Here is a 22,750-nt window from a genome sequence, read left to right as displayed (position 1 = left end):
AAAAGGTTAATTCTGATAAAATGTCAACTAAATCACTGCAAATATAGGAATTTTTTTCAAAGTTGCTTGTTTTAATGCAGATATTTTGATTAAATAATGATAAAATGTCAATTTCTTCTGCTGAAAAACACAAAGCCCCGCAGCCTGTAATGTAAAATACAGGTTACGGGGCTTCTATGTGTTTATAAATAGGAAGTGTCGCTTTAGAATTTTGGTTTCATTCCTAAATTATACATGATGAATCCGTAAATATCAGCTTGTTCTTCCAGTACTTTAGCCATTGGTTTGCCTGCGCCATGCCCGGCTTTGCTGTCAATACGGATCAGTGTCGGATTGGTACCGTCGTTGTCAGCTTGCAGGGTAGCGGCAAACTTGAATGAGTGGGCAGGGACTACACGGTCGTCATGGTCGGCTGTAGTGACCAGTGTTGCCGGATATTTCGTGCCCGGTTTCAGGTTGTGCAGTGGAGAGTAGCCTTTGAGGTATTCAAACATCTCTTTGCTGTCTTCGCTTGTGCCGTAATCACTAGCCCAGTTCCAGCCGATAGTAAATTTATGATAGCGGAGCATATCCATCACACCTACCTGCGGGATCGCTACGCGGAACAGGTCAGGACGCTGTGTCATGCAGGCACCTACCAACAGACCACCGTTGGAACCTCCTACAATGGCGATTTTATCTTTATTCGTATATTTCTGGTCGATCAGATATTCGGCAGCAGAGATGAAATCGTCGAATACGTTCTGTTTCTGCATTTTAGTTCCGGCTACGTGCCAATCTTCACCGTATTCACTACCACCGCGCAGGTTTACTTGTGCGTAGATACCTCCATTTTCGAGGAATGGAATGCGCGTGGCGCTGAAGCCCGGGTTGAGGCTGATGCCGAAGCCGCCATATCCGTAGAGGAATACAGGGTTCTTGCCGTCTTTCTTCAAATCTTTCTTATAAGTAAGGAACATCGGAATTTTTACGCCGTCTTTGCTGGCGAAGAATACTTGTTCGGTCACAAAATCATCCGAGTTGAATTGTACTTTCGGGGCACGGTATAGTTCGTAGGTGTTCTGATCCATGTCGTATTTGTAGGTAGCACCCGGTATGGTGAATGAAGTGAATCCGAAGAAACATTCTTTGTCGTCTTTGTTGCCGCTAAAGCCTACGGAACCGAGTGACGGCAGTTGGATTTCCTGAATTTGTTTACCGTCGAGACCGTAAACGTATGCGTGGTTCGAGGCATCTTTGTCATAAGTAAGGAATAGTTTGCCACCGATCACTTCCGCATTTGAAAGAACAGCTTCCGATTCGGGTACGAGCTCTTTCCAGTCCTCCAATTTCGGACGGTTGATGTCAGCGACCATAATTCGGTTTTTCGGTGCGCCGTAGTTGGTATAAATATAAATCTGGTCGCCGATAACTTCAATCGGATAATATTGGTAGTCGAGGTCTGTAGTCAGTTGGATGAAGGGTGAATTCGGCTTTTTCAGGTCCCGTATAAACAGGTTGTTACCTCTTCCGGCGCCGGATTCTGTCAGGAAGAGAATCCGTTCATCTTCACTGGTGCTTGATGTGTAGAAACGTTTCGGATAAGCAGGGTTCTGATAAATCAGTTTATCTTTTGACTGTGGCTCACCGATTTTGTGATAATAGATTTTGTGATTTTCATTCACGTTAGAGAACTCTTTTCCTTTGGTCGGCGCATCATAGGCACTGTAATAGAAACCGTCTCCCTGCCAGGCGGCACCGGTAAACTTGGCCCATTCGATGTGGTCTTCCAGCAGTTTTCCGCTTTCGGTATCCATTACATAAATTTCAGACCAGTCCGAACCGCTGCGTGAAATACTGTAAGCGGTGTACTTGCCGTCGTTTGAGAAATAAAGACCGGTCAGTGCCACTGTTCCGTCGTCCGAGAGTTTGTTCGGATCGAGGAAAACACGCGGTTCGCCGTCCAGTGAGTCCTGCACATAGAATACACTCTGGTTCTGCAGACCGTCATTTTTACTGAAATAATACTTTCCATGTTTTTTGATCGGGGCACTGATCTTCTCGTAATCGGCCAGTGTCGTCAATCGTTTCAGCAGGTTTTCGCGGAACGGAATCTGGCTAAGATACTCATTCGTTACTTTGTTTTGTGCTTCTACCCAGGCAGTAGTGGCTGCACTGGTGTCATTTTCCAACCATCTGTAAGGGTCGGGAACTTGTGTGCCGAAGTACACATCTACAGTGTCTACCTTTGCCGTCTCGGGGTAGACCAGCTTTTTTTGTTGGGGAGCGCATGACATCACCATGATTCCACTCATTAATAAAGTTACTTTTTTCATGTGAATAAAAAGTCTTTTTGAATAAACTTAAAGTTACAAATCTACAAAATAATAAGAGATAAACAAGTAAACTTTATAAAGAAGATGATGGAAAATGAGATTTAAAGAATTAACTTTGCAAAAGTAATCATCAAGTATAAAGGACTATGGGTAATTTTATTACGAGTATCAAGGTTAATCATATTTTTCATTTGGAGAACTTTTGTATACCAATCTCTGAAAATGAAAAAAAACATCTGATTATTACGGGAAAGAACGGAAGTGGTAAGACTATTTTGTTGAATGCAATTGTGGAGCATTTAAGTCAGGTTTGTAATGATAAGGCGTTGAGATTCTTAGATTTAAAGAAAAATTTAGAGTCTAATCAAGCATGGTTGCAGCAAGCTGAGACCACTGGTGATTCAAAAAGTATTGCTTCCGGCCAGAATAACGTTGAATATTATAAAAATAGAGTTGAAGAATTTTATGGAAAAGTAGAACTTTCATTCCATGATATATACTCCATCTCTAAGGATTTTTTTAGTCAGAACTTTATTATAGCCTACTATGCTGATGAACGTAAGTCTCTTTTTGTAGAACCTAAGAATCCTGTTAAGCCGGATTTGAAGATGAAGACTGATCTGAAACATAATAAAGTAGATCAGTTCTTGAATTTTATGGTTGACTGTAAAGTGCAAGAGGCCTTAGCTCGTAATGAAGGAAAAACAGAGGATGCTGATTATATTCGTCAATGGTTTGTCGGCTTCCGAAATATTCTTCGTCAGATATTTGATGATACAACCTTAGAACTTGATTTCAATTATAAAGATTACTCTTTCCTCATTCAAACACGCGGAAAGTCGTTTAAATTCACCGAACTATCAGCAGGGTATTCGGCTGCATTAGACATTGTAGCCGATTTAATTTTAAAAATGCAATCACAGAATAATGTGGTCCGTGCATACGAGAAAGAAGGAATTGTGTTGATTGATGAAATAGAAACGCATCTTCATTTGGAACTACAACGAGTGATTTTGCCGATATTGACTACTATTTTTCCTAATATACAGTTTGTTGTCACTACTCATTCCCCTTTTATTCTTAATTCTTTAGAGAATGCTGTTGCTTTTGATTTGGAGCATCGTGAACCAATTGAAGATTTAACGGATTATTCTTATGAAGCATTAGCAGAAGGTTACTTTGGTGTTCGTACAGACTCCAGTGAGATTCAAATGCGTTTACAACGGATGGAAGAATTGATTCGTTCCGATCGGCTTTCTATTTCGGATAAAAGTGAGTTGGAAATGTATCTGCAGGATTTTGATAAGATTCCGGAAGCAGTTGCTCCTGCTATTAAAGCTAAATATTATGATCTGAAAAGAGAGTGGCAAAATAAGAATTAATTAAGATGATTAGAATTTGTAAAAATGCAGATAAGCCACAAACTTTAGATAAGAGTTATAATACGGACGAGGTCTGCAAACAATTACTGATGGATCAGAATGATAAATGTTATCTATGCGAACGGCGTTTGACAACTGATTATCAAGTAGAGCATTTTAAATCGCAAGCCAATAATGGAGACTTGAAACAAACATGGGAAAACTTATTTGTAGCTTGTGGATACTGTAACAATAAAAAGTCGAATAAGTATGATGATATCTTAGATCCGACTCAATATGATATCGAAACTATAATAGAACATTCAAATGATTTTGTTAATCAGAAAGCAATATTTGATAGTGATAATAGAACTTCTGAAGTACTTTCAACGATAAAGTTATTGAATTTATTATTTAATGGAAAACTATCTTATAGGAATTGTCGTGAGCAACGATTTTATGATGAATTTATTCAAAAAATGAATTTCTTTTCTTATGTTGTTGATGAATATATGTCAGGTAAGAAAGAATATTATTATCCGGTTATAAAAGAACAGTTGGATATTCGTAGTGAATATTTGGGATTTAAATATGCAATTATTCATAGTAACGATTTGCTGAAACATGATTTTGGAGATATGACGATTTGGAATAAAAAAGGAGAATGACTTTATGCTTAGTAAATATAAATTAAACCAGCTTTACTTCAAAGATACACAGTTCGCCAACCTGATGACAAGGCGAATTTTTAACGTGTTGTTAATCGCCAACCCTTATGACGCTTTTATGCTGGAAGATGACGGGCGCATTGATGAGAAGATTTTCAATGAATACACCTCTTTATCTTTGCGTTATCCGCCTCGTTTCTCGCAGGTATCCACAGAGGAGGAAGCATTGGCGCAGTTGGAAAATATGTCGTTCGACCTGGTGATTTGTATGCCGAGCACAGGAGATAATGACAGTTTTGATATTGGTCGTCATATCAAAGAGAAATATGAGCATATTCCTATCGTCATTCTGACTCCTTTTAGCCATGGTATTACCAAACGGATTATCAATGAAGATTTAAGTGCGTTTGAATATGTGTTCTGTTGGTTAGGCAATACCGACCTGTTGGTGTCTATTATCAAATTGATAGAGGACAAGATGAACCTGGAACACGATGTGCAGGAAGTCGGTGTGCAGTTGATTCTTTTGGTGGAGGATGGCATTCGTTTCTATTCTTCTATTTTGCCGAATCTGTATAAGTTCGTGTTGAAGCAGAGTCAGGAGTTCTCTACTGAGGCCTTGAATGCTCACCAGCGTACGCTTCGTATGCGCGGGCGTCCTAAGATTGTACTGGCACGTACGTATCAGGAGGCAATGGAAATTTATCATAAGTATCAGAATAATATATTAGGAGTAATCACCGATGTCCGTTTCCCGAAAGTGGAGCGGGGGGAGAAAGACGGTCTGGCAGGTATCAAGCTGTGTGCCGAGATACGCAAGAACGATCCGTTTGTTCCGTTGATTATCCAGTCGTCCGAATCGGAAAACTCTTCTTATGCCGCTAAGTATGGTGCCAGCTTTATTGATAAGAACTCAAAAAAGATGGACGTTGATTTGCGTCGTATTGTCTCCGATAATTTTGGTTTTGGTGATTTTATATTCCGGAATCCGGATACCGGGGAAGAGATAGCCCGTGTCCGGAATCTGAAAGAATTGCAAAACATTCTTTTTGCCGTGCCTGCGGAGTCTTTCTTATATCATATCAGCCGGAATCACGTGTCGCGTTGGTTCTATTCTCGTGCCATGTTCCCGGTAGCCGAGTTTTTGAAACCGATTACCTGGAATAGTCTTCAAGATGTGGATGCTCACCGGAAAATCATCTTTGAGGCCATCGTGAAGTATCGTAAGATGAAGAACCAGGGAGTCGTGGCAGTGTTTAAGCGAGACCGTTTCGACCGTTATTCTAACTTTGCCCGTATCGGGGATGGTTCTTTAGGAGGAAAAGGGCGTGGACTGGCGTTTATTGATAATATGGTGAAGCGTCATCCGGAATTTGAAGAGTTTGAGAACGCACGTATTGCTATTCCTAAAACGGTGGTGCTTTGTACGGATGTGTTTGATGAATTTATGGACACTAATAATCTGTATCAGATTGCGCTGTCAGATGCGGATGATGCTACGATTCTGAAATATTTTCTGAAGGCAAAGTTGCCTGACCGCTTGGTGGAGGACTTCTTTACTTTCTTCGATGTAGTGAAATCTCCGATTGCCATCCGTTCCTCATCTTTGCTTGAAGATTCTCATTATCAGCCGTTTGCAGGAATCTATAACACGTACATGATTCCTTATCTGGATGATCGGTATGAAATGTTGCGCATGCTTTCGGATGCCATCAAAGGGGTGTATGCATCAGTCTATTTCCGTGACAGCAAAGCGTATATGCAGGCTACTTCGAATGTGATCGATCAGGAAAAGATGGCTGTTATCTTGCAGGAGGTAGTTGGCAATCAATATGGCGACCGTTATTATCCGTCTATGTCGGGTGTGGCCCGTTCACTGAATTATTATCCTTTAGGAGATGAAAAAGCCGAAGAAGGAACGGTTAATCTGGCTTTGGGATTAGGGAAATATATTGTAGACGGTGGTATGACCCTTCGTTTTTCTCCCTATCATCCCAATCAGGTGTTGCAAACCAGTGAAATGGAAATCGCTCTGAAAGAGACCCAGACCCGTTTCTATGCTTTGGATTTAAAAAATGCCGGACATGATTTTTCTATCGACGATGGTTTCAATTTACTGAAACTCCATGTCAAAGAGGCGGAAAACGATGGTGCCCTGCGTTATATTGCCTCTACGTATGATCCGTACGATCAGATTATCCGAGATGGTCTGTATCCTGGGGGGCGCAAGGTGATTACTTTTGCCAATATCCTGCAACATGATGTTTTCCCGTTGGCTCGTATTCTGCAGTTGGTCTTGAAATATGGTGAACAGGAGATGCGCCGTCCGGTTGAAATTGAATTTGCAGCAACGTTAAGTCGCGAACATGATAAATCCGGAACCTTCTATCTGTTACAGATACGTCCTATCGTAGACAGTAAAGAAATGCTGGACGAAGATTTGAACGAGATATCGGATGAAGATGTGATTCTCCGCTCATATAATTCGTTGGGACACGGTATCATGAATGATATTTATGATGTGGTCTATGTAAAGACCGATAATTATAGTGCCTCCAACAATCAGGCAATTGCTTGGGAGATAGAAAAGATCAACCAACAGTTCTTGAATGAAGGAAAGAATTATGTGCTTGTCGGTCCGGGACGTTGGGGAAGCAGCGATACATGGCTCGGTATTCCTGTGAAGTGGCCTCATATCTCGGCTGCCCGTGTGATTGTGGAAGCCGGACTGACCAACTATCGGGTAGATCCCAGTCAAGGAACACATTTCTTTCAGAATCTGACTTCGTTCGGGGTAGGATATTTCACTATCAACGCCTTTATGAATGATGGTGTGTATAATCAGGACTTCCTCAATGCGCAACCTGCGGTGGAAGAAACGAAATATCTTCGTCATGTCCGCTTTGAGAAACCGATGGTGGTCAAGATGGATGGAAAGAAGAAGCAGGGTGTGGTTTTGATGCCGGAAACTTAAGTGACTGTATAATTTATATTATTCACCCGTTATTTCTATATGCCAATGGACTCATGCCAACATATCGTTTAAAGTATTTGCCGAAAAACGATGTGTTGGCAAAATTGAGTGAGTTAGAAATTTCTTGAATGGAAAGATGAGTAGACTTTAATTGTGATTTGGCATCCATGATAACCATGTGTGAAATAATTTCTGCACATGTATTTCCTGTGACTTTTTTCACTGTAGTACAGAGGTGGATATTTGAAATCTTGAGCTTTTCAGCATACCACATAACATTGCGTGTTTGATTATAATTTTGCATTACCAGTTGAGTGAAATTTTTGTAGATTAATTCGCTTTTAGATAGACATTCTTTGCTGCTTTGCATCTGGTTGTTATACATGGCAGCTATTCCTGCGTGTATGTTGTTATATAGGTGTGGAGTAATTCCTTTGCGAGTTGATTCATTAAAAAAAGTATATAATTTTATCAGGAATTGAAAATAGTCAGCTAGTAACTTTGCTCCTTCTGATTTTAATGAAATGACTGGTCGTCCTATCGTTATGAATAAAGTGTTGATGGCTGAAGGTACTAAATTAGCCTGTTCTATATATTTAGATGAGAATCCTCCGAAATAAAGTATCGGTTCACTATTTACACTGTGTATTTGAAGAATGCTTCCGGGCATAATTGTAATGAAATCATTAGCTCGCACCGTAATGCGATTTAGGTTGACTGAAGCTTCGATTTCTCCTTTCATACATAACACGAATATTTCAGCTTTTAACCGACAGGGAAAGTTTGTATATAAATTGAGCAATTCTTTATTGACTCCTGTTCCTATGAGCCATTCTTCTGGCAAATCTATTTTGGGTAATTCTTTCATTATATCATGCTTTTTACTTCGTACAAAGATATATTGATTATTGAAAATAGACTATCTTTCCTTTTTTAAATTATAATTTTGACTTGAAAAATGGTGTTTTAGAAGGTCTTTGGGGTATATTTCTTTAAAAATAGAACAGAAACAAGAAAAATAGACCTTGCGAAGGTGTGAAAATAATGGTTACTTTGCACCTGTGAAATTTTGGTATCTGTGCGATGGTATATCGTGCATATGCTTTTATTAATTAAAAAGAGAATTTAGAAATGAAAAAGAATTTATTTTATTATCTGTTTGTAGTATTGTGTACTGCGACATTGTTTACGTCTTGTAGTGATGACGATGATAATGGTAAGAATGGTGATGATCAAGTTACTGATATAAGTGGTAAATATAAAGGTAGTTTGGTCGTATCCATTGATGGAAGTGCAGCTGATCCTGTCTCTCAAGTGATATCTATTGCTAAATCAGGTGAACAAACATCACAAGTTGTATTGTCTTTGAAGAACTTTTCATTCACCGGTCGGTTGGTCGGTGATATTGAAGTACCTTGTACGGTAGAAGAAAAAGATGGAGTGCAATCTTTTAGCGGTCAAAAGGACTTGAAGTTTACGACAGAATTTGGTCAGGCATTGGGTACACTTCCTACATCGGTTAATGGAACTGTGAAGAATGGAAAAATTAGTATGAAGATTGGTGTAACAGTTGCGCTTTTAGGACAAACGGTTGATGTTGATTTTGACGGAGATAAGATGTCTGGTAATGAAAGTAGTGAAGCGAAGATTTCTGATTTTGTTATTGATAGTGATTTTATCACAGAACAACCTGTTATTGATGATGAGAATGGAACTATTACTTTTGAGGTTAATGAGGCAGCAACTGATGATGATTTGAAAGCATTAATTCCTACATTTAATATTTCTGATAAAGCTACGGTTTCTCCTGTAAGTGGTGTTGCACAAGATTTCTCTAGTAATAAAGTTGTAATTTATACAGTGACTGCGGAAGATGGGACAATAAAAACTTATAATGCCTCTATTTCGGGATATATTATGAAGTTCTCATTTGAAGAATGGAAGACTGTTGGGACTGGTCCTGCCAAACATGAGGAACCACTTCCTAGTGAGGTTTTGGCTTCAAGTGTTCAAGGGGCATCTTTATTGGGTATCTTTGGTTGGTCTGGAGGATTTCCTGTTGAAAAGACTGATGATGCTAAGGATGGGGAATATGCAATCAAATTGGTTACTTTAGATACTCATGAAATTTCATCCTCTTTTGTTCCTGCCTTAACAGCTGGTTCTCTTTTTACTGGCACTTTTAATGCCGGGCCAGCAATGAGTGGAGATCAATTGTCTTGTACAAGGTTTGGTGTTGAGTATAATAAGAAACCGTTAACTTTGAAGGGATGGTATAAATATACTCCCGGGGATAAATATATGAATGGTACAGACAAGAAAAATGTAACCTATCCAGAAGGAACAGATGAATGTGCTATTCAAGGTGTGTTGTATGAAGCTGTTGATGAAGAAGAAAACTCCGTAACTTTAACGGGACATGACATTAATGATTCGAAGTATCGTGTTGCTACAGCAGCTTTATCGGATGGAAGTGCAAAAGCTGATTATACTTATTTTGAATTACCTTTTACATTTTTAGAAGGTAAAGAGTATGATGCTAATAAGAAATATAAGTTGGCAATTATATGTTCATCTAGTAAAGATGGAGATAAGTTTATAGGAGCAGGGGGAAGTACGTTGATTATTGATGCACTTGAAGTTGTTGGAGAATAATATTCAAGTTTGTTGTATATAAAAACGAAGATTTTAGGGATATTTCCTGTATAATAAAAAGGTAACTAATTCTTTGCGAGTTAGTTGCCTTTTTTAGGAATTATAGAATGCGATATTTTTTGAATTTTTAGACTCTGTTCGAAAACGGTTCAGTTTGAAAGTTTCTTTGCAGAATAGCTATCCTAAAAACGATTCATTCCCATATAGACCTGAGTCAAATCTTACTATTCTACCTGCTATAAGTATGCTTCATGCGGCTTGCCGAATATGACTGTGGATGTTTTTTTAAAAGTTTGCTATGTTTTTCGGATCAGTTCGAAAACTTGGGGATTTGATTCAGGATAATCACATTCTTAAAATTGATTCATTTTGGTGCGGAAATGAATTAAACGATGGTTTCCAATAGTTAGTAAAAGATAATCTATTGCAATACTGTATTTAGTTTCCTGTCTTTTATAAATAATAATTAGATATGCACTCTAGTTTGCGTTCCACTTAAGTGGTTCTGTCGTTCGACTTAAGTGGAACGCAAATTTGTTAGGGAACAAAGAAAATAATACTTCCAAGAAGAAGTACTAAAAATAATAATGTGTTAGATTAATCCTTGTAGCTATACATTTAGCCCAAAGCCGTGCAGGATGGATCAATTTTTAGGGATATAGTTGCCCTGTCTCCTAAATCCCCCAAGATTTCAACCAAAGTCATAATAATGAGGCGAATAATAGAGGATAATTCAAAAGTATCCAACTGAAACCAATAAAAGAAGTGGCGAAGAAATCGGTAAACCTGTTCTTCGCCACTTCTTTTGTTTTTAAGATATCTAGTTTATTTAGAACGCATATCCAAACCCAATATTCAAGTAGATAGGATACATCGCAAATGTGATGGTATCAAAGTCTTTCTTAAAGATGTCGTTTAGCCCCCATGTCAGATCTGCATAGACATTAAGGTGCTTGAAAGCTTTCCACTCACCGCCTAATTGAGCTCCCCATTGAAATTTACGTAAGTTGTCTGAAAAATCATAAGTTGCAATACTTTCACCTGTGAAGTCGACACGTTGACCGGTTTCATCAGGTGTGCGTAAATGTCCTTTATATACATGTCCGGAGAAGTTGCCTTCAGTCATATAAGAGACATAAGGACCAAGTGATACTTTCCAACGGTCACTTATCTTATAATTAGCCAATACAGGAATGGTGAGATATGAATTTTTCACTTTTGTTTTTACACCACCAGTCCAAAGACCTTGTAGCTCGCCACCATTAGTGTTGATGATCTTCATACCATAATTTTTTACGGTAGCTTCGGTAGTCATCGTTTTATTCTCAAGACGTATACCTGCGGTCATTCCCCATTTTTTGTCTTTGCCGAACCATTTTGTGGTATTTCCCTCAATAGCGATAGCTATGTTTGGCGTATAGCTATCAATACTACGTATTTCTTTAGGTAGGGGAAGAGGAGAAGTACCTCCAATGCTCAATCCAGCTTTGATACTATACTCCCATCCATGTAAATATGAGTAGATAAGAGCTTTGTTACGTTCGTTTTGGGCATATGCTACATGTGAAAAAAGTATTGCGAGGAATATGATTCCTGCTACTTTATTATATATTATTTTCTTCATTATCTTATCGATTGATTGGGTTTATTATTGATTTGCAGGATATTCACTCGGGTTAGAAGTATGGGTAATCACTACTTTGTCTATATGAAGTGTACTACCTACGGCTCCCTCAAATTTTGCACCGTCTACACTAGAAGAGAATACAATGGCAAGTTTGTAGATACCTTTCTCTAGCTTGTTAGAGTCAATAGATTTGCCATTCTGTGGTTTGAAATTAAAACTGAATTGTTTCCAACTATCTGTTTCAGGAAGTGCATCAAGATTTCGTGCCAAGGCTACAATATTGGGTGAAGTGAGTGAAGTAGAGCCATCGAGAAATTGTACATTATCATCTGTTTCATACAATACTCCGTAGATATCACATTTATCTTTTTTTCCTTCTATAATTTCTCCTTTTGATGAGAAGTTGGCACCTGCTTTATATTTATACCCTCCTTCCAACTTCAGCGGATAGTAGAAGAATGGAAAGCCAAAGTGAGTGGCTTTCATGGCATTGCTTAAGGCCTGTCCCACTTCAAACGAACCGATGAACAAGTTTCCTGCAGCAATATACATTTTTACCATGCTTCCGAAGCTGCCTGTGTCTTTTGTTTCCAGTTTTACACATTTACCACCATCAACTCCTCCATTGACCTGTACTGTGGGATAGTCTTCCGGTGTTTTTGCCATTTTAGTTAGTTCGAATCCTGGATTTCCACTAGCTAATTCTAATCGACGGATTATAGTCCCCGAAGAAGGATTGTCTTCGGTAAACTTGTGATAAGGATTGTCTGAACTTAAAGTTTCAAAATCATATGTAAAAGGCATTTCTGTTTGCCAAAGTCTGATTGTATAGGTCGCAGAAAAAGCATTGTCCTCTGATGTAACTTTAAATAGCCTAGGGTTTTCGTCTTTAAAATTATAAGTATTAACCCCGTCTTCGGGTAATTGTTCTACAGGTGCTATGGAAGCGCCAGTAGGGAGATCGAAGTTAATGTTTATTTTAGATGGATCGGCAGCTCTTGATACATACAGCTGGACGGTGAATTCGTTTGGATCAATCAAACATTGTTGGATATCGTTTCCACTGCATCCATCTATAGCTGCTTCAACATTTTGAGCTTCATCTTGAATGCAGGAAGCAACTGCCAGACATAATATCATTCCGGCGAATAAATTTTTTAGTTTCATCAGTCTGTTATAAATATTAATGGGTTATACTGGGGACAAAGATAGTTAAAAGAGTTGAATCGCTATTTCTGTAGAATGTTAAAAGAAAATTCGAGGTTGGCGGTAATACTATACAAAAGAGAGAGGAAAGGAATGATTAAATATCCAATTAATAGGCTCTTATATTTAGAATTTTCCCTTTTCTAAGTTTCGTATCTTTTCATCGTATTTGGCTTGTATTTGGTCTTTTTTGGGGGCACTTTTTCTTCTTGGGGATTTAACATACTCTGTGCAGTCAGATCTTGTGTATTTAAGTGCCGTTTTGAATTAAATTTTAGGTTGATTGCCTTGATTATTACAGGAGAGAACAAATGTCGGACAAATGAAGTAGAAGAATCAGCTGGAGAAGTACAAGAGTTGAACAAAAGAGGTACTTGTACTGCTGTAATAAAGTACATGGAACAGATGAAAGAAGTACTTAAAATCTGCTTTTTCAGTACTAAAACGCCCCGTGTGCCCACACCATATATTCACTAGCCCCACGGCATATATCTACTGAACCCATGGCATATATTTCCCATACGCCGGACATAACACTTGGAAATAGAGGCTCTATTCTAAGGAAGCAGAGCCTCTGATCAGTAATAATAGAGGCTGTATTTTCCCGTAATAGACTCTCTAATTTTGCATAAGCACAGAGGCTGAAAGCAAAATGGAGTGATTTCAGGGGCGCTTTCAGTCGAAAGTCCGATGGATAAGCACTTATACGAGAAAACTGAAAGCTGAAACCGAAATATTTATTGTTTATTTCAAAGACATTCAAATCATAGATAATTCATTTGTAAGAATAGCAAATTTACCTGATATTGTTAACAAAGTTCTTAATTATTTTACTATATAAGTGTGAAAAGATAAAGCGCTGTTATACAACAAGATGTGCCACCTGTTTTTTCCTTTAAAACAAATGCCCCGTTTCATTTAAAGGAACGGGACGTTTCTCGGTGTGCATCGGGGCGTTCCTTTAAAAGGAACGGTGACCCGGTTTTAGCTTATGGACAAAATATAAATATATCTTCTTTTATTCATTCCGAATTTTGCTCATAACGCGGAAGAACACAATGAAGATATAGGACTCTACTTCAACTAAGTAGCCAAATATGTGTTAAATCTCCAAGAATAATGACTGAACCTTTTTTTATTGATATTATAAATAAGTTATTCCCTCTTTGCATTCCTGGGCTGTTTTATAACAAATCTAACTTCCTTGTTATAATCAGCTTGTACTGTTGTTTCATTTCTTGGGGCAAGAAAGAAATATCTATAAACTCCAGCCACTTGTCGGTAACCTTTATGAATTTAGAAAATAGATTGTCCATGATCTTTTTCTCCAAACTACAACCATTCATTGCAACTTCAAAATCAGAACGCTTGATTTTGCGTCTTTTACCGTTTAGTGTCAAAGCCAATTCTTCGGTGTCCTCCGGCATGAGGAGTGCCGTAGAGAGCATGTCATATCCCGGGGGCATCGAATAATAGCCTTTACGCTGACTATAATTTTCCAGCTTTTCTCGGCAATATCCAAGAGTCAGCCTTCGGGAATGAGACCGTCAAAGAATGGGAATAATATTAGACTTGTATATGGCTTTTCAGAGATTGACAATGTGAGACTGACAGGTTTGGCATCGCTGGATTTAATGTAGGCTGCATCATATTGAAAGGTGTAGCCATTTTCATCTTCTGTAAGCAGTCCTGCCAACTGGTCTTGGTTGTATATGTGTGCTTGTCTCATAGCTTGTTGAGTTTACTTATTGGTACAACCCCCACTTCCATTCCAAAGAGACTAAGCACTTGATTTACTTTATCAAGACGCAAAGTTTGTTTTCCCTGCTCAAGTTCGCGCACAAAGCGCAACCCAACTCCTGATTTTTCAGAGAGTTCTACTTGGGTCAAGTTATGTTCTTTACGCATTAGCTTTACGTATTCTGATAATGATTTATCGTTCATATTATACCCTTTAGGGTATAAATCTGGTTGTGGATTTATGGATTATACCTTATAGGGTATAAGAAAACTGGTACTCTTTCTTCAGGAAGAAGGAGTACCAGTAGAGGAAAGTGATAGCAGATTACTCTTTCAAAGCCTCTTGCAAATCAATTCCCAATGCCTTGGCAACTCCTGTTCCGTATGCGGGATCAGCTTTGTAGCAGTTGCGTACATGACGTTGTTTGATAAATAGTTCAGCGTCTCCCATAGCACGAGCTGTATTTTCGAACAATAATTGTTGTTCTTCAGCTGGCATCAGTCGGAATAGGTCACCCGGTTGGCTATAATAGTCGTCATCATATTCCCGTTCATTGTAGTTGTAAACTTCACCGGTAACTTTGAGAGGCGGTTCTTTCATAGTAGGAGAATCCTGCCATTCGCCGTAACTGTTTGGTTCATAACCTTTAGTGTCACCGTAGTTTCCGTCTACGCGCATAGCACCGTCACGATGATAGGCGTGGAAAGGACAACGAGGTTTGTTGACCGGGATTTGTTCGGCATTCACTCCAAGACGATAACGTTGTGCGTCACCGTACGAGAACAAACGTCCCTGCAACATTTTGTCGGGAGACAGACCGATACCATCTACTATATTCATCGGGTTGAAAGCAGCCTGTTCCACTTCGGCGAAATAGTTTTCCGGGTTGCGGTTCAGTTCAAGGATACCGACATCTTGCAGAGGAAAATCTTTGTGCGGCCATACTTTAGTCAAGTCAAACGGGTTGATGCGATAATTGTCCGCTTCTTCTTCCGTCATTAACTGAATCTGGAATAACCATTTCGGATAATCGCCCTTTTCGATGCTCTCGAAGAGATCACGCTGATGAGATTCACGGTCTTTAGCAACAATTGCTTCCGCTTCCTGGTCAGTCAGATTCTTGATCCCCTGCAAGGTGCGCAGATGGAACTTGACCCAGATACGCTGATTTTCTGCATTGATAAAACTATAAGTATGACTGCCGAATCCGTGCATGTGGCGATATGAATAAGGAATACCACGCGGACTCATGGTGATAGTCACCTGATGCAATGCCTCCGGCAAAAGTGTCCAGAAGTCCCAGTTACTGTTCGGGCTACGCATATTCGTTTTCGGATCTCGTTTGATAGCATGGTTCAGATCCGGGAATTTAAGTGGATCACGTAAGAAGAATACGGGAGTATTGTTACCAACCAAGTCCCAATTACCTTCTTCCGTGTAAAATTTCATGGCAAAACCACGGATGTCACGTTCTGCATCGGCAGCTCCACGTTCTCCGGCTACGGTGGAGAAACGGACAAAACATTCTGTTTGTTTTCCGACTTTACTGAAAATGGCGGCACGGGTGTACTTTGTGATGTCGTGAGTGACGGTAAAAGTGCCGTATGCTCCTGAACCTTTAGCGTGCATACGTCTTTCCGGAATCACTTCACGATCAAAATGGGCAAGCTTCTCAATGAGCCAGGGATCTTGTAACATGACAGGCCCGCGTTGACCTGCGGTTTGCGAATTTTGATTGTCGGCGATAGGGCGACCGTTCGCAGCAGTGAGTTTTTTCTTTTCCATAAATGGATTTTTTAGTCGGATACAAGTATAAACAGACTGTCGCCTTTTTATTCTTTTATCCGGGGTTTATAATATGTAACAAAGATAGGCTTCTTTTGCTTGCTTGTCAAACAGATAATTTCTATCTAAAGATAGATAATAGCTATGAATTATGTACGTATTGCCTGTTATTTTTTTGCATAAAAAAAACTCCCGCACTTCCTTTCGGAAGGCGGGAGTCTTTAAATAAACTATAGCTTATATATCTTTCGCTGATTATACGATACCTTGTGCCATCATTGCTTTAGCAACCTTCATGAATCCGGCTACGTTAGCACCCTTCACATAGTTTACGTATCCGTCAGCTTCTGTACCATATTGAACGCAAGCTTCGTGGATATTTTTCATAATGCTTTTCAGCTTTTCGTCTACTTCTTCAGCACTCCAGCTCAATTTGATAGAGTTCTGAGTCATTTCAAGACCTGATACTGATACACCACCGGCGTTAGCAGCTTTACCCGGAGCGTAAAGGATCTTAGCGTCCTGGAATACTTTGATAGCTTCCGGAGTAGAAGGCATGTTAGCTCCTTCAGATACAGCGATACAACCGTTTGCTACCAGCTGACGAGCGTGGTCGCCATTCAATTCGTTTTGAGTTGCAGAAGGAAGAGCGATATCACATTTTTCACCCCAAGGTTTAGCTCCTTCTACATATTTGCAACCATATTTTTCTGCGTATTCACGGATACGGCCACGGTACAGATTCTTCAGTTCCATGATGTAATCCAGTTTTTCGCGGTCGATACCATCCGGATCGTAGATATAACCGTCAGAGTCAGAGCAAGTAACTACTTTACCACCCAGTTCGATTACTTTTTCGATTGTATATTGAGCAACGTTACCGGAACCGGAAACCAGACAAACTTTACCTTTCAGGTCAGTGCCTTTTGTTTTCAGCATTTCCATCAGGAAGTAGATGTTACCATAACCGGTAGCTTCCGGACGAATCAGTGAACCACCGAATTCGCGGCCTTTACCTGTGAATGTTCCGGTAAATTCATGAGCCAGTTTTTTGTACATACCAAACATGAAACCTACTTCACGGCCACCAACACCGATGTCACCGGCAGGAACATCGGTTTCAGGACCGATGTGACGCCACAGTTCCAGCATGAATGCCTGTACAAAGCGCATTACTTCGGCATTTGACTTTCCACGAGGAGAGAAGTCGGAACCACCTTTACCACCACCCATCGGCAGAGTAGTCAGTGAGTTTTTGAATGTTTGTTCAAAGGCAAGGAACTTCAAGATAGAAAGGTTTACAGATGCGTGGAAACGGATACCGCCTTTGTAAGGACCGATCGCGTTGTTGTGCTGAACACGGTAACCCATGTTGGTCTGAATATTACCTTTATCATCCATCCAAGTCACGCGGAACTGATATACTCTATCAGGAATACACAAACGTTCGATCAAGTTTACTTTATCAAACTCCGGGTGTTTGTTGTATTCTTCTTCAATAGTAGAAAGTACTTCTTCTACTGCCTGATGATACTCCGGTTCATTGGGAAATCTTCTTTTCAGATCGTCTAATACCTTTGCTGCATTCATAATCTTTTTTTCTTTAATTGGTTGATATAAAAATAATGTGCTAATTTGACAATTTGCTAATGTGCCGCTTGACTGTGTGCTTTCGTATTATATAGCAATTTACACACTTGCATATGGGTACATCGGATTTTTATTTTCGGTTGCAAAAGTAAAGATAAAAATTGAACTGGCAAACATTTTATAAAGAAAAATGCGATAAAACATCAAAATTGATATTTTATCGCATTAAAAATAGGAAAAAAGATATTTATTTGTTCTTTTTGATCGACTTATAAACAGGAATAAATACTAATGCTGCCGAAATGACAAGCATTACTATCGTCATCCCGTCAATTCGTTCGGCTTTCGTCAGAACTAAATAGCAAAGCGCCAACCAAAGCAGGCTGATACAAACTATTTGTGATTTGGATAACGGACGCTTCATTTAACTCCTCTTTTCTTTTTGTCAACAATGGCATCGATCACGGCTACGGCTGTGATATTCACAATGTCACGGACAGAACTTTCGAAATCGGTGAAGTGGATAGGTTTGTTCAATCCCATCTGGATAGGGCCGATGAATTCTGTATCCGGGTCCATTGCCTGCAACAGTTTGTAACCGGCGTTTGCTGAACTTAGATTCGGGAAAATCAATGTATTTACGTCTTTACCTTTCAGGCGGGTAAACGGATATTTGGTATCACGCAATTCGCGGTTCATGGCAAAATTTACCTGCATTTCACCGTCGATAGCCAATTCCGGATATTCTTCCTGCATGTGAGCAACTGCTTCGTGCACTTTCACTGGGCTACCTGCGGTGTCAGCGCCGAAGTTAGAGTATGACAACATAGAGATAACCGGTGTGTGATTGAAGAAACGAACTGTTTTGTCGGACAGTTTGGCGATATCAATCAATGTTTCCGTATCGGGATGACGGTTAATCAATGTGTCTGCCAGGAAGTAAGTACCTTTCTTGGAGTTCAGGATATGCATGGTACCGAAGTGTTTGAAGCCCGGTTGGATGCCGATCACTTCTTTTGCCACTTTGATCGTATTGCTATATCTTGTATAAAGTCCGGTGATGAATGCGTCTGCATCTCCTGTTTCCACCATCATCATACCGAAGTAGTTGCGTTCGAACATCTTGTCGTTGGCTTCTTCGTAGGTAAATCCTTCGCGTGCACGTTTTTCTGCAAGGATGCGGGAGTAACGCTCGCGACGGTCTGATTCGTCCGGGTGACGAAGATTGACGATTTCAATACCTTCCAGACTAAGCTCCATTTCTTCTGCCAGTTTTCCGATAGCTTCGTCGTTTCCTAATAAGATAGGATGACAGATACCTTCGGCTTTTGCTTCAACGGCAGCTTTCAGCATATTCGGGTGGATACCTTCGGCAAATACGACACGTTGCGGTGAGCGGCGGGCAGTATCATACAGTTGGCGGGTCAGTTTGGATTCGTAGCCCATCAATTCGCGCAGGTGAACACAGTAAGCGTCCCAGTCTTTGATTTCTGTGCGAGCCACTCCGCTTTCCATAGCAGCTTTTGCCACTGCGCAGGAAACTTCGGTGATGAGGCGTGGATCTACCGGTTTCGGGATAAAGTATTCCGCACCGAAAGAAAGGTTGTTTACGTGGTAGGCTGCGTTGACTACATCAGGCACCGGCTGTTTTGCCAGGTTGGCAATGGCGTGTACGGCCGCAATTTTCATTTCTTCGTTGATTGCTTTAGCTTGAGTGTCCAAAGCACCGCGGAAGATATATGGGAAACCGATTACATTATTAATCTGGTTCGGATAGTCGGAACGTCCGGTAGCCATCAGTACGTCAGGACGTGCTGCCATGGCATCTTCGTAAGAGATTTCCGGTGTCGGGTTGGCCAATGCGAATACGATGGGCATCGGAGCCATGCTGCGTACCATATCTTGACTCAACACATTTCCTTTTGACAGACCGAGGAATACATCCGCGCCCTTGATTGCTTCTTCCAGTGTATGGATATCTGTGCGGTCGGTTGCAAAATATCTTTTCTGCTCGTTCAGATCGGTACGTGTCTTGCTGATAACGCCTTTACTATCCAGCATGACAATATTTTCGAGGCGAGCGCCCAAAGATACATATAATTTAGTACAAGATACTGCGGATGCACCGGCACCGTTCACGACGATTTTCACATCCTCGATTTTCTTTCCTGCCACCTGCAAGGCATTTACCAAACCGGCGCTGGAGATAATAGCAGTACCGTGCTGGTCGTCGTGCATTACAGGAATGTCTAATTCTTCTTTCAGGCGACGTTCGATTTCAAAACATTCGGGCGCCTTGATGTCTTCCAGATTGATACCTCCAAAGGTAGGAGCGATTGCTTTCACTGCCGCAATGAATTTCTCCGGATCTTTCTCGTCTACTTCGATGTCGAAAACGTCGATACCGGCATAGATTTTGAAAAGCAGCCCTTTACCTTCCATTACAGGTTTGCCGCTTAATGCGCCTATATCGCCCAGTCCGAGTACGGCTGTACCGTTAGAAATAACAGCTACAAGATTTCCTTTAGCTGTATACTTGTATGCATCCTGCGGGTTCTTCTCAATTTCGAGACAAGGTTCTGCTACACCGGGGGAATATGCGAGTGATAAGTCGGTTTGTGTACTATAAGGTTTGGTAGGCACTACCTCAATCTTGCCGGGTTTGCCCTGGGAGTGATAGAGCAAAGCGGCTTCTTTCGTTATTTTAGCCATGGTATATATGTAATTTGTTAATAAGTTATCAATTGGCTGCAAATGTAGGAATAAAAGTTAGAAATTGTTGCTGTTGATTGGTAATTTCTATTAATTTTATAGCAAAATGGCTGAATTTATGATATGAGATACATAGGATATGCATTTATATCCTATTCTTTTTTAAAAGCTTAGATATTGATTTATTGAAATTTTAACAAGCGCTTTGGTTGTCGGCTTTAGTTATTTCGTTATTTTTGAGTCCATATATGATTTAACCTTATTTGATGATGATTACCACCCAACAACTTCAATTATTGAAGGAAGGAAATAAAAATGCTTTTGAAGCGTTGTATCGTGCATACAATGCTCGCATTTACAGTTTTGTCCTTTCTATGATAGGCGATGCCGGGGTGGCAAAGGATATTACACAGGATATCTTTCTCCAAATCTGGGAGAAACGGCTCAATATTGATTTGGAAGGTAATTTTGACGGTTATCTTTTTAAGATATCCCAAAATATGGTATACCATTACGTAAGGCGCGAACTCCTGCTTCAAAATTATGTGGATAAACTATCCAATGAATCGGCTGACGAATCCGTAGAGATAGATGAAGAGTTGGATTATTTATTTTTAGAAGAATATATCCTGAAACTTTTGGAAGAACTGCCTCCTGCCCGTCGGGAAGTTTTTATGCTCTACTGGAAATCCGGGCTGAACTATCGTGAGATAGCTGAACAGTTGGATATATCCGAAAAGACTGTTGCTACACAGGTACATCGTTCTTTGGATTTCCTGCGTGACAAACTGGGGACGATTGCCTTTTCTGTTTCTCTCTTCCTACACCATATTTAATGCTTAATGTTTAATAAAAGTTAATATCTAACTTGTCTTTATTTTCTTGTAGTCCTTTTCTGTCTCTCAAGGCTAGTATATATAGAACAGGAAAATTATGGAGCAACACGATTACATAGTACTATTGGAAAAATTCTTCAAGAAGGAGGCCTCTTCTGAAGAAAGAAGGATACTCATTGAATGGATTCGCAAACCGGGGATTCGTGATGAGTTTAATTCGCTTTGCGAGCAGATGTGGAAAGAAGCAGCTGTCGAAATAGATAAGACAGTGGAAGAAGAAATGTGGAATCATCTGCAGCGGAATTTGGATGAACCCAAAATTCTGTATCCGAAGAAGCGGCGTTGGCAACCTATTATATATAAGGTGGCGGCCACTATATTATTACCGGTTTGTTTGGGGCTGGCCACTTATTTCGGAGTAGGACATATAAATAAGGTATCGCAGGATCCTTTCATGGTTGCAGTAGATTACGGGCAGAAAGCGAACCTGACTTTACCTGATGGAACGAAAGTCTGGTTGAATTCGGCTACTCATCTTTCTTATGATGCGGAGTATAACAAATCCGACCGAAAGATTTATTTAGACGGAGAAGCCTATTTTGAGGTGGCAAAGAACAAAGACAAGCGCTTTATCGTCTGTTGCAATGATTTGGAGATAGAAGCGTTGGGAACAACCTTTGATGTGAAGGGATATGGCGACGATCTTTCCGTCACGACACTGCTGGCGGAAGGAAGTGTCAGGGTTTCTAATAAAACGAATACCACATTGTTGAAACCCGGAGAAAAGGTAGAGTATCATAAGAATAAGCAGACATTTACTAAATCGCCCATCTCGGATCTGCGTGAAATCGACTTTTGGCGGAACAATATGTTGATTTTTAATTCAGCGTCTTTGGCAGAGATCGCGACCACGTTGGAGCGGATGTACGGGGTGAAAGTCGTGTTTGACTCGGAGAAGCTGAAGAATGTGCCGTTTTCCGGAACCATCCGGAACAGCAGTTTGCATAATGTATTTTACATTATAAGCCTTACTTATCCTTTGACTTATAAGTTAGAAGGAGATACGGTGAAAATAGGAAGTAGTATTAACTAAAAAAGGACGATTTATGGAAGACACCTCATAATAAAACAAAGAGGGTAGAATTATGTAGCAGCATAATTCCACCCTGAAATTAAATACGGTTTATACATGATAGTAAAAAAGAAATTTTTCCTTATGCGGATAAGGGAAAGGGAATCCTTTTTGCATCACGATTTCACAAAGATAATAAAAAGTCTGA

16 protein-coding genes and 1 pseudogene are annotated in these 22,750 nt (G+C 40.0%); 6 read left to right on the top strand and 11 right to left on the bottom strand.

The features are described from left to right. Window positions 1–203 precede the first annotated feature (203 nt). Window positions 204–2,315 carry a prolyl oligopeptidase family serine peptidase gene (locus HMPREF0106_RS23785; RefSeq protein WP_009038722.1) on the bottom strand — a complete coding sequence of 704 codons (2,112 nt, stop codon included), beginning with the start codon at window positions 2,313–2,315 and terminating at the stop codon, window positions 204–206. Between the two features lie 146 nt (window positions 2,316–2,461). Here HMPREF0106_RS23785 and HMPREF0106_RS23790 point away from each other — a divergent pair, with 146 nt between their 5' ends. Genes HMPREF0106_RS23790 through HMPREF0106_RS23800 form a run of 3 tightly spaced genes read left to right on the top strand, consistent with a single transcriptional unit; the run spans window position 2,462 to window position 7,318 of the window. After that, complete coding sequence (locus HMPREF0106_RS23790; RefSeq protein ID WP_009038721.1) at window positions 2,462–3,697, top strand: AAA family ATPase; 1,236 nt, start codon at window positions 2,462–2,464, stop codon at window positions 3,695–3,697. Window positions 3,698–3,702: 5 nt separating this feature from the next. Further along, window positions 3,703–4,344 (top strand): HNH endonuclease, encoded by a 642-nt coding sequence (locus tag HMPREF0106_RS23795; RefSeq protein ID WP_008024719.1) that lies wholly within the window; start codon window positions 3,703–3,705, stop codon window positions 4,342–4,344. 4 nt (window positions 4,345–4,348) lie between these two features. Continuing rightward, window positions 4,349–7,318: a PEP/pyruvate-binding domain-containing protein gene (locus tag HMPREF0106_RS23800; protein WP_009038720.1), complete on the top strand. Its 2,970-nt coding sequence runs from the start codon at window positions 4,349–4,351 to the stop codon at window positions 7,316–7,318. 22 nt (window positions 7,319–7,340) lie between these two features. On the opposite strand, the gene HMPREF0106_RS23805 is transcribed toward HMPREF0106_RS23800, so the two are convergent. Continuing rightward, a complete protein-coding gene (locus HMPREF0106_RS23805) occupies window positions 7,341–8,186 on the bottom strand; it encodes a helix-turn-helix domain-containing protein (RefSeq protein WP_008641205.1) in 846 nt (281 codons plus the stop codon). Window positions 8,187–8,449: 263 nt separating this feature from the next. On the opposite strand from HMPREF0106_RS23805, the gene HMPREF0106_RS23810 reads away from it, so the two are divergent. Further along, window positions 8,450–9,973, top strand: coding sequence for a PCMD domain-containing protein (locus HMPREF0106_RS23810; RefSeq protein ID WP_009038719.1), 1,524 nt, complete (start codon window positions 8,450–8,452; stop codon window positions 9,971–9,973). 829 nt (window positions 9,974–10,802) lie between these two features. Here HMPREF0106_RS23810 and HMPREF0106_RS23815 read toward each other — a convergent pair. The 9 genes and pseudogenes from HMPREF0106_RS23815 to HMPREF0106_RS23850 form a co-directional block, all read right to left on the bottom strand. Beyond that, on the bottom strand, window positions 10,803–11,597 hold the full coding sequence (locus tag HMPREF0106_RS23815; RefSeq protein WP_008641209.1) for a porin family protein: 795 nt from the start codon (window positions 11,595–11,597) through the stop codon (window positions 10,803–10,805). Between the two features lie 24 nt (window positions 11,598–11,621). After that, on the bottom strand, window positions 11,622–12,767 hold the full coding sequence (locus tag HMPREF0106_RS23820; RefSeq protein ID WP_009038718.1) for a PCMD domain-containing protein: 1,146 nt from the start codon (window positions 12,765–12,767) through the stop codon (window positions 11,622–11,624). A 1,223-nt stretch (window positions 12,768–13,990) separates the two neighbouring features. Continuing rightward, window positions 13,991–14,272 carry a hypothetical protein gene (locus HMPREF0106_RS23825; protein WP_008641213.1) on the bottom strand — a complete coding sequence of 94 codons (282 nt, stop codon included), beginning with the start codon at window positions 14,270–14,272 and terminating at the stop codon, window positions 13,991–13,993. Window positions 14,273–14,334: 62 nt separating this feature from the next. Next, window positions 14,335–14,535: pseudogene (locus tag HMPREF0106_RS26685) on the bottom strand (HipA N-terminal domain-containing protein); the annotation flags it as partial. Then, window positions 14,532–14,750: a helix-turn-helix transcriptional regulator gene (locus tag HMPREF0106_RS23835; RefSeq protein ID WP_008641217.1), complete on the bottom strand. Its 219-nt coding sequence runs from the start codon at window positions 14,748–14,750 to the stop codon at window positions 14,532–14,534. The pseudogene HMPREF0106_RS26685 and the gene HMPREF0106_RS23835, both read right to left, overlap by 4 nt. 121 nt (window positions 14,751–14,871) lie before the next feature. After that, window positions 14,872–16,332 carry a catalase gene (locus HMPREF0106_RS23840; RefSeq protein ID WP_008641219.1) on the bottom strand — a complete coding sequence of 487 codons (1,461 nt, stop codon included), beginning with the start codon at window positions 16,330–16,332 and terminating at the stop codon, window positions 14,872–14,874. A gap of 255 nt (window positions 16,333–16,587) precedes the next feature. Continuing rightward, a complete protein-coding gene (locus tag HMPREF0106_RS23845) occupies window positions 16,588–17,922 on the bottom strand; it encodes an NADP-specific glutamate dehydrogenase (protein WP_004317274.1) in 1,335 nt (444 codons plus the stop codon). A 247-nt stretch (window positions 17,923–18,169) separates the two neighbouring features. Next, complete coding sequence (locus HMPREF0106_RS26680; protein WP_004317275.1) at window positions 18,170–18,346, bottom strand: hypothetical protein; 177 nt, start codon at window positions 18,344–18,346, stop codon at window positions 18,170–18,172. Then, window positions 18,343–20,634: an NADP-dependent malic enzyme gene (locus tag HMPREF0106_RS23850; RefSeq protein ID WP_004317276.1), complete on the bottom strand. Its 2,292-nt coding sequence runs from the start codon at window positions 20,632–20,634 to the stop codon at window positions 18,343–18,345. Before HMPREF0106_RS23850 ends, HMPREF0106_RS26680 begins: the two co-directional genes overlap by 4 nt. A 269-nt stretch (window positions 20,635–20,903) precedes the next feature. On the opposite strand from HMPREF0106_RS23850, the gene HMPREF0106_RS23855 reads away from it, so the two are divergent. Then, entirely contained in the window at window positions 20,904–21,470 is a 567-nt protein-coding gene (locus tag HMPREF0106_RS23855; protein WP_008997775.1) for an RNA polymerase sigma factor, read from the top strand. 97 nt (window positions 21,471–21,567) lie between these two features. Continuing rightward, window positions 21,568–22,563 (top strand): FecR family protein, encoded by a 996-nt coding sequence (locus tag HMPREF0106_RS23860; RefSeq protein WP_004317279.1) that lies wholly within the window; start codon window positions 21,568–21,570, stop codon window positions 22,561–22,563. The last annotated feature ends 187 nt before the right edge of the window (window positions 22,564–22,750 follow it).

Origin of the sequence: Bacteroides sp. D22 (genome assembly GCF_000163675.1) — a bacterium.
Lineage (GTDB): Bacteria > Bacteroidota > Bacteroidia > Bacteroidales > Bacteroidaceae > Bacteroides > Bacteroides xylanisolvens.
This window is presented reverse-complemented; position numbering and strand designations above follow the sequence as displayed.